12 protein-coding genes are annotated in these 12,766 nt (G+C 59.9%); 7 read left to right on the top strand and 5 right to left on the bottom strand.

Translation table 11 applies throughout. The features are described from left to right. Positions 1-51 precede the first annotated feature (51 nt). From ACQZ5K_RS08515 to ACQZ5K_RS08505, 3 genes are all read right to left on the bottom strand, one after another. Positions 52-591, bottom strand: a complete 540-nt coding sequence (locus tag ACQZ5K_RS08515; RefSeq protein WP_003522187.1) for a lytic transglycosylase domain-containing protein — start codon at positions 589-591, stop codon at positions 52-54. A gap of 247 nt (positions 592-838) precedes the next feature. After that, on the bottom strand, positions 839-1,618 hold the full coding sequence (locus ACQZ5K_RS08510) for an N-acetylmuramoyl-L-alanine amidase (RefSeq protein WP_448732753.1): 780 nt from the start codon (positions 1,616-1,618) through the stop codon (positions 839-841). Further along, entirely contained in the window at positions 1,615-2,355 is a 741-nt protein-coding gene (locus tag ACQZ5K_RS08505; protein ID WP_003522185.1) for a J domain-containing protein, read from the bottom strand. Before ACQZ5K_RS08505 ends, ACQZ5K_RS08510 begins: the two co-directional genes overlap by 4 nt. 319 nt (positions 2,356-2,674) lie before the next feature. Between ACQZ5K_RS08505 and ACQZ5K_RS08500 the strand changes: the two genes are divergently transcribed. From ACQZ5K_RS08500 to ACQZ5K_RS08470, 7 genes are all read left to right on the top strand, one after another. Then, entirely contained in the window at positions 2,675-3,886 is a 1,212-nt protein-coding gene (locus tag ACQZ5K_RS08500; RefSeq protein WP_448740132.1) for a pyrophosphate--fructose-6-phosphate 1-phosphotransferase, read from the top strand. 52 nt (positions 3,887-3,938) lie between these two features. Then, positions 3,939-4,574 carry a LysE family translocator gene (locus ACQZ5K_RS08495; RefSeq protein WP_448740131.1) on the top strand — a complete coding sequence of 212 codons (636 nt, stop codon included), beginning with the start codon at positions 3,939-3,941 and terminating at the stop codon, positions 4,572-4,574. 136 nt (positions 4,575-4,710) lie between these two features. Beyond that, entirely contained in the window at positions 4,711-5,796 is a 1,086-nt protein-coding gene (locus ACQZ5K_RS08490; protein ID WP_448740130.1) for a transglycosylase SLT domain-containing protein, read from the top strand. 198 nt (positions 5,797-5,994) lie between these two features. Further along, on the top strand, positions 5,995-7,245 hold the full coding sequence (locus ACQZ5K_RS08485) for a DUF3419 family protein (protein ID WP_448740129.1): 1,251 nt from the start codon (positions 5,995-5,997) through the stop codon (positions 7,243-7,245). Continuing rightward, a complete protein-coding gene (locus ACQZ5K_RS08480) occupies positions 7,242-7,961 on the top strand; it encodes a class I SAM-dependent methyltransferase (protein WP_448740128.1) in 720 nt (239 codons plus the stop codon). The genes ACQZ5K_RS08485 and ACQZ5K_RS08480 overlap by 4 nt, the downstream gene beginning before the upstream one ends. Positions 7,962-8,176: 215 nt before the next feature. After that, positions 8,177-8,956, top strand: coding sequence for a glycoside hydrolase family 25 protein (locus ACQZ5K_RS08475; protein WP_035239183.1), 780 nt, complete (start codon positions 8,177-8,179; stop codon positions 8,954-8,956). 122 nt (positions 8,957-9,078) lie between these two features. Then, a complete protein-coding gene (locus ACQZ5K_RS08470; protein ID WP_003522178.1) occupies positions 9,079-10,305 on the top strand; it encodes a lytic murein transglycosylase in 1,227 nt (408 codons plus the stop codon). Positions 10,306-10,771: 466 nt separating this feature from the next. On the opposite strand, the gene metF is transcribed toward ACQZ5K_RS08470, so the two are convergent. Together metF and ACQZ5K_RS08460 are read right to left on the bottom strand one after the other, a co-directional pair. Then, on the bottom strand, positions 10,772-11,665 hold the full coding sequence (gene metF / locus ACQZ5K_RS08465; RefSeq protein ID WP_003522177.1) for a methylenetetrahydrofolate reductase [NAD(P)H]: 894 nt from the start codon (positions 11,663-11,665) through the stop codon (positions 10,772-10,774). A gap of 1 nt (position 11,666) precedes the next feature. Further along, positions 11,667-12,680, bottom strand: coding sequence for an ArsR/SmtB family transcription factor (locus ACQZ5K_RS08460; protein WP_448740127.1), 1,014 nt, complete (start codon positions 12,678-12,680; stop codon positions 11,667-11,669). Between the last annotated feature and the right edge of the window lie 86 nt (positions 12,681-12,766).

The raw sequence follows: 12,766 nt of genomic DNA, 5'->3' as shown, positions 1-12,766 counted from the left end.
GGGCCGAACCGGAATCGCTTTTCGCAATTCCGCAGACGATCGATGGCGGCCTCAGCCGGCCAGCAGCGCCTGCACCTTGCCGCAATAGCGCTTGGAGACCGGGTTCATCCGGGTGGCGCCATGGCCTGCATTGTAACGCAGGATCGTGCTGCACACCTGGCCGCCGCCAAGCTGATGCGCCGTCGCCAGATATTGCATGCCCCAGCGAATATTGGTCTCAGGATCGTAGAGCGCCTTGGTCGTGCCGCGATAGCCCATCATCCGCGCCGTCGCCGGCTTGATCTGCATCAGCCCAACCTCGCCTGCGCTGCCGCGGGCTTTCGGATTGAACTTGCTTTCCACCGAAACCACGGCATGCGCCAGATTGGTGGGAACGCCGTAACGCTTGGCATATTTGACGATCAGATCGGAATAGTCGTTCCTGAGCGAGGAAGGCAGGCTCTTTTCGGGAATGGGATAACCGGGCTTGCGGAAGAAGGTCTCCAGCGTCACGGTTTTGGTCTTGACGTCCTCGTCTTTGGCAAAAGCAATCCCCGCCTGCGAAGCGAGCATAACAACGCCCGCGACGACAGCAACAACAACCCTGTTCATATGTAGAAAAAGTCTCCAGATCGGATGACAGAAACAATGAAGCGACACAAATAATCTGCGCCCGGAAAGTCGATCACGACCTTCCGCTGTCCGGTCTCCTTGATTGATATTGACGGCAGGTTCCCCTGAAGAACGACACCGCATGCAGTGACGTTCTTAAACTTCCTCAATGCGGATTAACTGTGGCACGGTAAAAAAAGCGACTTGAACGGCAAGAAAACCGGGAACGATTTTCCAGGATTCGCGTTCAGCCGGCCGAAAATCTCGGCAGGCTGGCGATCAGCCGATGCAACGTGTCGATGGTGGAGAAATCCGCGATGCCATCCACCAGAGCGGGACGGAAATGCCGCTGGAAGGCAGCCACGGCGCCTTCGGTTTTCTCGCAATAAGCGCCTGTAATTTCAACGCCATAACCATAGATGGACAGCATCGACTGCAGCGCTTCGACCGGCTGGCCATGATCGCCGCGCTGAAAAAAGCGGCCGCCACGGATCGGCGCAGGCTCCACCCAATGGCCGACACCGTGCTGCGACAGGATGTCCCACGGGAATTTTTCACCCGGATCGACCTTGCGGATTGGCGCGACATCCGAGTGCGCCAGCACCCTTTCAGGGGCGATAGACCAGCGCTGGCCGCAATCGCGACACAATTCGATGACGGCTTCCACCTGTTTCTTCGGAAATTCCGGCAGGCCGCCGGGATGGCCCTGATTGGCGATCTCGATGCCGATGGAGCGGGAATTGATGTCCTCATCCCCCGCCCAGATGCTTTTGCCCGCGTGCCAGGCACGGCGGGTTTCAGGAACCATCTGAATGACGCGCCCGTCCTCGAAGACGAAATAATGGCTGGAAACCTGACTTTCCGGATTGCAGAGCCACGACAGCGCGCCGTCGGCCGTCGTCATGCCGGTATAATGCAGCAGGATAATATCGGGGCCGGCCACACCCAGCCTTTCGCCATGGTTAGGCGAAGGCGCAACGGCTGCGCCCCCGAAATCCGGGGTAAAATCCGGCAGACATTCACTCATGCGACGCGGCGTTCTTTCTCGATGGCCGCATAGGCGGCGTTGAGAGCCGCCATACGCTCATTCGCGGCCGCATGCAATTCCATGGGAACGCCGCGTGCAATGAGCTTGTCAGGATGGTGTTCGGCAACCAGCGAACGATAACGCCGGCGAATATCGGAAAAATCGTCGGAAGGCGAAACGCCGAGCACGCGATAGGGGTCGCGCCCGTCCATATGGACATGCCGCGCCATGATCGTTTCGAAGTGATCTTCGGTGATACGGAAGATTTCCGCGATCCGGCCGAGGAAGGCCAGTTCCCGCTCATGGATCAGCCCATCGGCCTTGGCGATGTGGAACAGGCCGTCGATGACGCTTTCCAGCATCTCGCAATTGGCATGTCCGGAACCGCACAAACCGGCAAGCCGCTCGGCATAGGCCTCGTAACCGGCAACGTCCTGACGGGCGAGATTATAAAGACGGGCGACGTTCTTGGCTTCTTCTTCCGGAAAATCGAAGATTTGCCGGAAGGCGCGCACTTCGGCATCGTTGACGACACCGTCTGCCTTCGCCATCTTGGCGGAGAGCGCGATGATGGCCACGGAAAAGGAAACCTTGCGGCGCGTCTCCGGATCACCCTCGAAAAGGGTGCGGATGGCTTCCACCACGCGCCCGAGCGCACCGCCTGCCGCGTCGCCGATTGCGCCGAGCAGACGTTCCCACAGGGATGAAATTTGCAGACAGGCGAAATCGAACATCATGCGACAAGCATGACGGGATATTGCCGCGAATGCAATATGTCCAGCGGACCAGCGGCATTAACTTTTATTCATCTTTGCGACAGTTTTGCTTCAGGAACAAGAGCGCGCCAGACGATGACGCCACAGTTTTCCACAGATGGCGGGAAGCCAACCACCGGCTATGCCGATTGAAACGATTATATTCCGCCACTTTGCTCAAGCCGCTGAAAAACCGCGAGAAATCGGCGTTTTTCTTCATAAATTCACTTTACACCTACACGCGGCTGTCGCATCCATTTGCCAGACATGTCTTTGGGTATATGTGAAAAGGAGAGCCATGATGGCCAAACAGAAAGTCGCAATGCTGACCGCGGGTGGCCTTGCGCCCTGTCTCTCTTCGGCCGTGGGCGGCCTGATCGAGCGTTATAGCGACATTGCGCCTGATATCGACATCGTGGCCTACCGCTCCGGTTATCAGGGCGTGCTTCTGGGTGACCGTATCGAGATCACCAGGGATATGCGGGAAAAGGCGCATCTGCTGCACCGCTACGGCGGCTCGCCGATCGGCAACAGCCGCGTCAAGCTCACCAATGCAGCCGATTGCGCCAAGCGCGGTCTGGTCAAGGAAGGCGACAATCCGCTTCGCGTCGCGGCTGACCGGCTGGCGGCTGACGGCATCACCATTCTCCACACCATCGGCGGCGACGACACCAACACGACGGCTGCCGACCTTGCCGCCTATCTCGGCGCCAACGGCTACAATCTCACCGTTGTCGGCCTGCCGAAGACGGTGGATAACGACGTGGTGCCGATCAAGCAGTCGCTCGGCGCCTGGACGGCCGCGGAAGTCGGCGCCGCCTTCTTCGACAATGTCAGCAACGAGCAGAGCGCGGCACCGAAAACCTTCGTTATCCATGAAGTCATGGGCCGGCATTGCGGCTGGCTGACGGCCGCCACCGCCCGCGCCTATATCCAGAAGACCAGCGGCAATGACTATGTCGAAGGCCTGATGATGAACACGCAGATGAAGAACATCGACGGCATCTACCTGCCGGAAATGGCCTTCGACATCGAGGCGGAAGCCGAGCGCCTGAAGGAAATCATGGACAGGAACGGCTATGTCACGCTGTTCGTTTCCGAAGGTGCGGGCCTCGATTCCATCGTCGCCGAACGCGAAGCCTCCGGCGAGGCCGTCAAGCGCGACGCTTTCGGCCATGTGAAGATCGACACCATCAATGTCGGCGGCTGGTTCCAGAAGCAGTTCGCCAGCCTCATCGGTGCGGAACGCTCCATGGTGCAGAAATCGGGCTATTTCGCCCGCTCCGCCGCCGCCAATGGCGACGACCTGCGCCTCATTCAGGGCATGGTCGATCTCGCCGTCGAAAGCGCGCTCAACAAGGTCTCCGGCGTCACCGGCCATGACGAAGACCAGAATGGCAAATTGCGGACCATCGAGTTTCCGCGTATCAAGGGCGGAAAGCATTTCGACCTCTCTGCAAAATGGTTTACCGAAGTGATGGAACACGTCGGTCAGCCGTTCACAGCGGCCTGATTTTACGATAGGCTAAAATAATACGGCGACAGGGAGGGCAAGGAGGAAGAGAATGTCTGGACAGGCCTGGCTGATTTTTTGTGCAGCATGTGCCGTTGTGTTCGCACTCCCCTCTCCCCTTGTATTCTCTGTCGCCTCTTATGCCGCCATTCGCGGCAAAAAGACGGTCTTCGCCTCCGTCATCGGCGGCGCGCTCGGCATCGTCACGGCCATGACGATTTCCGCCATTCCGGTGGCCGGTCTCGTCTGGCTGCCGCAATCCTTCGTGGAAATCGTGCAATGGGCCGGCATTGGCTGGCTGATGCTGTTTCTCCTGTGGACCTTCGCCACACCTGCCGCCCAGGCCGCCAATGCCGATAATGACAACCTGCCGGGCAAATCCTGGAGCGGTATTTTCCGCGATTGTTACGCCATTGCCGCCCTGCGCCCGCGCTACTTCGCTTTCTTTCTGGCGTTGCTGCCGCAATTCGTGTCCACCTCCGGCAATGCAATTGAAACGCTTGCCATGGCGCAGGCCGCCATCCTGCTTCTGGTGCTGGTGATTCTGACCGCGCAGGCGCTGTTTGCCGGGCCTACTCTGGCGATGGTGCGCCGCATGTCGGGCGATAAAAAAATCCGGCCGAAATACCGCACCCACTTCATTTCCGGCCGCGCCGTCAGCGCCGGATACAGGCGCATCGCGGCCTGAAAAACCGCCCGAAAGCCGGGGAGAAACGTCCCGGCTTGCCGCTATCCTTACAATAGGTTAATGAAGGCGCGACGGGACACTGCCTGCTTCGCTCGACGCGGGGGTATCGAAAGACAGGCATAACGAAGGCGGCAACATGCGAAATTCGGGAAAATTCCGCGGAAGAAGTGCACTTCTTCTGTCTTCCACCGTGGGTCTGGCACTGGCATTGAGCGCATGCACCAGCGTCGAATATACCGCCAAGGAAGGGCCGAACGGCCCGAAGATCGCAACGGTCAATCCGGCGACCACTCCTGCGCAAACATCGGCGCAGCCGGCAACGGCCGAAGCAGCAGCGGGCGCGACCCCGGTAGCAGCAGCAACGGTGCAGACCGCCGAAACCGCAACCCCTTCCCAGCCTGCAGCACTTCCCACCGCAGTCGCCGTCAAGGGCGGACGCGTGGCGCTGCCGCCGGCTTCTGAAATTGCTGCAGCCGCAGCCATCACCGCCCAGATGCAACCGCAACAGAACGAAGTCGCCCAAGCTGGTGTGACGACATCTGCGCCGACCACGGCCACGGCGCTCGCACCGACAAGCGCCACTCCGGCGGCCACAGCCATCGAAACGGCTGACGTGGTGGCCAAGCCGGCTGCCCATAATGCCGCCGCCGATCTGCCGCAGGTGGTTGCCGTCAAGGGCAGCTTCCCGCCTGCACCGCCGCCGCCCGGCTCGCCCTCCATCGGCACCGAACTGACGGCGGAACGCAAAGTCATTCCGCTGCCGAAGCCGGACAGCACGGTTCTGGCCTATGCCGCCGGCCCCACCAATGCCGCGCTGGCCGCCATCCGCCAGAACGAATCGATGACGGCGCCGCTCAATTCCGCCCCGGCCGGACGTGAAAAGCTGAGCGGCCTTATTACCAAATACGCCACCATGTATGATGTGCCGGAAGATCTGGTTCACCGCGTCGTGCAGCGCGAGAGCCGATATAATCCCGGCGCCTATAGCAGCGGCAATTTCGGCCTGATGCAGATCCGGCACGCCACGGCCCGCTCCATGGGCTTCGATGGCCCCGCCTCCGGCCTTTTCGATGCCGAAACCAACCTCAAATACGCCGTCAAATATCTGCGCGGCGCATGGGTTGTGGCCGGCAACGACCGCGACAACGCGGTCCGGCTTTATGCGCGCGGTTATTATTACGACGCCAAGCGCAAGGGCATGCTGCACGTTCTGCGCAAGTGATTGCCTCCGCTCCGTTATGCGAATGCAACCGCGCGGCTTTTCTCAAGCCGCCGGGTGTTTTCATTTCGTCATCCTGATTGGGCGGCGCGGGCTGGTTTTCCACCGACACCCCTATTCCCCCGCTTTGCCCACAGCCCCTGTCATCAAATTGTAGTGTCACGGCTGTAGACGCCTCTCAATCGACTGAGAGGTGAACATATGACGAGTGCGGCACCCAAGACCGGCTTCAGCAAGAACACGAAACTGAAGTCCGCATTGCTCCAGCACAAGGCACTCTCCAAAAGCGGTCTGTCCGAGCGCTTCTTCGGCGTCCTCTTTTCCGGCCTCGTCTATCCGCAGATATGGGAAGACCCGGAAATCGACATGGAAGCGATGGAGCTTGGCGAAGGTCATCGCATCGTCACCATCGGCTCGGGCGGCTGCAACATGCTGGCCTATCTCTCCCGCAATCCGGCCAGCATCGATGTCGTGGACCTCAACCCGCACCACATCGCGCTGAACAAGCTGAAGCTCGCCGCCTTCCGCCATCTGCCCGCCCATCAGGACGTGGTGCGCCACTTCGGCCGCGCCAATACGCACAGCAACAGCCACGGCTACGACCGCTTCATCGCCGAGCATCTCGACGCCACGACCAAGGCTTACTGGTCGAAGCGCACCCTTTCCGGCCGCCGCCGCATCTCTGTCTTCGACAGGAATATCTATCGCACCGGCCTGCTCGGCCGCTTCATCGGCGCCGGCCATCTCATGGCCCGGCTGCACGGCGTGAAGCTCACCGAAATGGCCAAAACCCGCACGCTGGACGAACAGCGCCAGTTTTTCGACAGCAAGGTGGCGCCATTGTTCGACAAGCCGGTGGTGCGCTGGCTGACGAAGCGCAAAAGCTCGCTGTTCGGCCTCGGCATTCCGCCCCGGCAATATGACGAACTGGCCAGCCTTTCCGCCAATGGCACGGTTGCATCCGTGCTGAAGGAGCGGCTGGAAAAGCTCGCCTGCAACTTCCCGCTCAGCGACAATTATTTCGCCTGGCAGGCCTTTGCGCGCCGTTATCCCGAACCGCATGAGGGCGCGCTGCCCGCCTATCTCAAGCCGGAATATTACGAGACGATCCGCAACAACACCGCCCGCGTCGCGGTTCACCACGCCACCTATACCGAGCTTCTGTCCAGAAAGCCGGCAAGCGCCGTCGACCGTTATATCCTCCTCGATGCGCAGGACTGGATGACGGACACCCAGCTCAACGAATTGTGGTCGCAGATCAGCCGCACCGCCGCGCCCAGTGCGCGCGTCATCTTCCGCACCGCGGCCGAAAAGAGCGTCATCGAAGGCCGGCTTTCGCCTGACATCCGCAACCAGTGGGTCTATCTCGAAGAGCGCTCCAACGAGCTCAACGCCATGGACCGCTCGGCCATCTACGGTGGCTTCCATATCTATCAGAGGGCTATGGCATGAAAACCATCGGCGAGAATGTGGGCCTTGCAGACAGCGCGCATGCGAGCCTGATGGACCGCATGTATCGCCACCAGCGGCATATCTACGATATCACCCGCAAATATTACCTTCTCGGCCGTGACCGGACCATTTCCGGCCTCGATGTGCCGAAAGGCGGCACGCTGTTGGAAGTCGGCTGCGGCACCGGCCGCAACCTGCTGCTGGCCAGCCGCAAGTTTCCGCAGGCAAGACTGTTCGGCCTCGACATTTCCGCCGAAATGCTGCTGACCGCAGCCGAGAATTTCGCCGGCAAGGCGGAACGCCCCATTCTGCGCGTGGCCGATGCCACCGCTTTTCGCGCCTCCGAATTCGGCCAGCCCGACGGCTTCGACCGCGTCATGATCCCCTATGCCCTGTCGATGATACCGGACTGGGAAAAGGCGATCGAACAGGCGCTCACGGCGCTGAAACCCGGCGGCTCGCTGCATATCGTCGATTTCGGCCAGCAGGAACAATTGCCGAAGTGGTTCCGCACCCTTCTGCAAGCCTGGCTCACCCGTTTCCACGTCACGCCCCGCGCCAATCTCCGCTATGTTCTGGCCAATATGGCCGGCCGTTTTGACGGTAATCTCGAATTCGAGGAAATCGCCCGGGGTTATGCCTGGCGGGCTGTCATCACGCTTCCGGCTGCCGAAGCGCAGCAGCCGAAAATCCACCGCATCTTGGCCGACGCCTGATTCTCTGCGGTACTAAGGGGCGTCGCGTTCGAGGCTCCTGCCACGCCGGATTTCGTCGCTGAAACCGCAAATCGCTTCGAATCCAGCGACTTGCCGGGTGCAAAAGCACGTTGCCACTTGCCATATCAGTTTGTTTACCATGTTATGTGTAAATCGGGAGATACGGCGCGCCATTTTGCGGCCGTGGGATGGGCAACATTTTCATCAGGATTCCAATGCGGCTGCGTTTATCGGCACTATTGTCGGCTTTGCTGTTGATCGGCGGCTGCACCTCCACCAGCTATGACCTGCTGGAAACCGCATCCGTTTCCAGGCCGAAATTTTCCGATACCGATCCGCAGGATTTCGGCACGAACAACCCGCACCGCCATGAGGTGCACGGCATCGACGTTTCCAAATGGAATGGCGATGTCGACTGGCCGACCGTGCGCAAATCAGGCGTGTCCTTCGTCTTCATCAAGGCGACGGAGGGATCGGATCGCATCGATCCGAAATTCGGCGACCATTGGCGCAGCGCGGCGGCGGCAGATGTTCTGCACGCGCCCTACCACTTCTATTATTTCTGTTCGACAGCAGACGCCCAGGCCGACTGGTTCATTCGCAACGTGCCGAAGGAAGCCGTCACCCTGCCCCCGGTTCTCGACGTGGAATGGAACCCGGCCTCGCCCACCTGCAAAACGCGCCCGGCGCCCGGCATCGTTCGCGCCGAGATGCAGCGTTTCCTCGACCGCATCGAAGCCCACTATGGCAAGCGTCCGATCATCTATACCTCGGTCGACTTCCACCGCGACAACCTCGTCGGCCAGTTCAAGGATTACCATTTCTGGGTCCGCTCCGTCGCCGCCCATCCGGCCAAGATTTACGAAGACCGCAAATGGGCCTTCTGGCAATATACTGCAACCGGCGTCGTGCCCGGCGTGAACGGTCCGACCGACATCAATGTCTTTGCCGGAACGGAGAAAAACTGGCGGAAATGGATTGCTTCCGCCAAATAACACGGCCAAGAAGCAACACTTTTGAAAAATCGGCGTTGTTCTGCAACGTCAGATCATTCGGTCCGTTTTTTTGTCGCAAACATATGGGTAAAGCGGGCTAACAACCTATCGAGGAAATTCCCATGCCCACGTTCCGGTCGCGCAGCATCGTTTTTGCCGCCGCTTTGTCGCTTCTTTCCACCGGCTCCGCCCTCGCCACACCGCCAGTGGCCGCGCCCGATGATCCCAAGCAGGTTGCCTGCGGCGGCGATCTCGGTGCATTCCTCGAAGGCGTGAAAGCCGATGCGCTTGCCAAGGGCATTCCGGCCGACGCTATCCAGAAGGCGCTTGCCGGCGCGCAGATCGACCCGAAGGTGCTCTCGCGTGACCGCGCCCAGGGCGTCTTCCGCCAGACCTTCCTGGAATTTTCCCAGCGCACCGTCAGCCAGGCCCGTCTGGATATCGGCCGCAAGAAACTTCAGGAACTCTCCTCCACCTTCGCCCGCGCCGAAAACGAATTCGGTGTACCGGCCGGCGTCATCGCTGCCTTCTGGGCCATGGAGACGGATTTCGGCGCCGTTCAGGGCGATTTCAACACCCGCAACGCGCTGGTGACCCTCTCGCATGATTGCCGCCGCCCGGAACTCTTCCGCCCGCAGCTGTTGGCGCTGATCGAAATGGTCCAGCACGGCGATCTCGATCCCGCCGCCAATACCGGCGCATGGGCCGGTGAAATCGGTCAGGTGCAGATGCTGCCCAAGGACATCATCGCCTTCGGCGTCGATGGCGACGGCGACGGCCATATCAACGTCAAGAGCAGCGCCCCGGATGCGATCCTGACGGCTGCGAAGTTCATCCAGCATCTCGGCTTCAAGAAGGGCGAACCCTGGATTCAGGAAGTCTCGCTGCCGGAAAACCTGCCCTGGGAAAAATCCGGCCTCGGCGGCCCGCTGACCGCCGGTGACTGGTTCGCACTGGGCGTCACCCCGCGCGACGGCAACAGAAACTTCGCCACCCTGCCCGCTGCCCTCATCATGCCGCAGGGACGCAAGGGACCGACCTTCATCACCTATCCGAACTTCAACATCTATCTGGAATGGAACCAGTCGTTCATCTACACGACCTCGGCCGCCTATTTCGCCACCCGCCTCATGGGCTCTCCCGTCTACAACAAGGGCAACCCGGAGCCCGGTTTCGACGATGCGACCATGAAGGAGCTTCAGACCAAGCTCGAAGCGCGCGGACACAATGTCGGCAAGGTGGATGGCATTCTCGGTTCCGGCACCCGCGTCGCCATCCAGAAGGAGCAGCAGCGTCTCGGACTGCCCGCCGATGGCTGGCCTTCGACCGCACTTCTGCAGGCGCTTTAAGCAATCTTAACGGCGCCTTCCGGCCCTTAATCTGTCGGACGGAATCAAGGCATAAAGTGTTAATCTCGACCTGATGACTGGGGATAACACCCCGGTCATTTACTTTTTTTAAACATATGAAGCACTGCGTGATAAGAAAATAATCTTTTATTTTCAAATAATTACAGAAATTTCTTTTTTATGTCGTCTGGAGACGTGCTGCACTGCATCACAAAAACCGCTTTTCAACCGCCACAAAACGGTCATATTATCGAACCTGTCAACAAGAGGAGGCACCCATGGGACTTACAAAATCTCTCAATGCCTTGGCAGTCGGTTTGGCGTTTTTGTTCGTAGCGATGATGCTTTTCATCTGACGAGACGTGAAGACCAAACGCAGATAAGAACCGTAGATGACACGAGTTTAAAAAGCGCAGGCCCTGAGGGACCTGCGCTTTTTTCATGTCGGTAATCCGCTGTGGTAAAATCAGGCGGCGCTGCGGCGCAGACGCTCCAGCCCGAGATTTTCAAGCACCGCATCGACCAGCGGCGCGCGGTTCATGGTGTAGAGATGGAACTCATTGACGCCACGCCGCTGCAGATCGGCGATCTGCTCGGCGGCAACCTCCGCGGCCACGCGGGCGCGACCTTCCAGATCGTCGTCATAACCTTCGAAACGCTCATCCAGAAAACCGGGAATGCTGGTGCCGCATCGGCCGGCGAAACGCTTGAGCTGGGTGAGGTTCTGGATCGGCATGATGCCCGGAACCACCGGAATGGTGATGCCTGCCGCCGTAACCCTCTCCATATAGCGCTCGAACACGTCATTATCGAAGAAGAACTGCGTCAGCGCCCGCGTCGCGCCATTATCAGCCTTGCGCTTCAGCATATCGATATCGACCGCTTCGCTTGCGCTTTCCGGGTGCTTTTCCGGATAGGCCGACACGGAAATCTCGAAATCGGCAATTTCACGCAGCCCCTTCACAAGAGCGGCAGCGTTCTCATACCCTTCCGGATGCGGCTTATAGGCCGTACCGATGCCCGTGGAGGGATCGCCGCGCAGCGCCACGAAATGACGAACGCCGGCATTGCGAAACTCTTCAATGACCTGATGCACGTCCTCACGGCTGGCATCCACGCAGGTCAGATGCGCGGCAGTCGCCAGATGGCTGTCGCCGATCATGCGGCGCACCGCATCCAGCGTCGGCGCCTTGGTGGAACCGCCAGCGCCATAGGTGACGGACACGAAATCCGGGTTCCATTTCTTCAGCTCGGCAACCGTTTCCCAGAGCTGGGTTTCCATCTCGGGATTCTTGGGCGGGAAAAACTCGAAAGACAACCGGATATCGCCATCACGGCGCGCGGTTTCCGACCTTAACATATCATGCCCTCCCGGAGCCAAGTAAAACCACCTCTTGCACCACATCGTCTGCCATCAGCAGCCGCTGGTCACGGGCAACCCAAATCGTAACATCCAGAGCTTCGTCGGACGCTTTTTCAGAATGAAGATCGACGGCGCGCTCTAGAGAAAGTCCGGCCTTCTTCAGCCACTCTTCCATCAGCGGATGCGAGAAACCGAGCCGCACATGCGCATGTTCGTCGCGCAGATATTCGAAGGAATGCGGCGCAAGATCGATAACGATCAGCCGCCCGCCGGGACGCAGCATGCGCGCGGCCTCGGACAGCGCAATCTCCGGCTGGTCGAGAAAATGCAGAACCTGATGGATGACGATCAGATCGAAATCCTGCCCTTCCAGCGGCAGATTGAGAATATCGCCATGGCGAACCGAGGCATTGACCACGCCCGCCTTGTCGAGATTGGCACGCGCCACCGAGAGCATGTCACGGCTGGCATCGACGCCGATCGCGCGGCGATAGATACCGCTCAGAAGCTGCAGGATGCGGCCGGTGCCGGTGCCGAGGTCGAGCAGCGAATCGACCGGCGTGGTGCCCACCAGCTTCAGGAGCGCACCTTCCACGGCCTCGTCGCTGACATGCAGGCGGCGCAGCTCGTCCCAGGCGGAGGCGTTGCGGCTGAAATAATCCTGCGCCCGCTCCGCCCGCACCCGCTTGACGGTGGCAAGCCGTTCGCTGTCGCGCTGGAGAACGGCGTCGGAGGGCGATGCGGCCCCAAGCAGCTGCCGGACAACATTGGCGGGCTCACCATCCTGCCGCAAACGGAAATAGGCCCATGCACCTTCCTGATAACGCTCGATCAGCCCCTCTTCCGTCAAAAGCTTCAGGTGGCGGGAGATGCGCGGCTGCGACTGGCCGAGAATTTCGGTAAGGTCGGTGACCGTCAGATCGCCGGCCGAAAGAAGCGCCAGCAAGCGAAAGCGCGTGGGCTCACCCGCCGCCTTCAGAAGATCCACCAATTTGTCCAGACCGAACGCCACTCTGCTGCGCCTCGCAAGCTAATCAAGATATAAAGATATCTTTATGTCGATGTGGCGTTCGATGCAAGCGTAAAGTGTCGTGAGAC

The sequence above is a fragment of the Agrobacterium sp. 22-226-1 genome (assembly GCF_053522345.1).
This window is presented reverse-complemented; position numbering and strand designations above follow the sequence as displayed.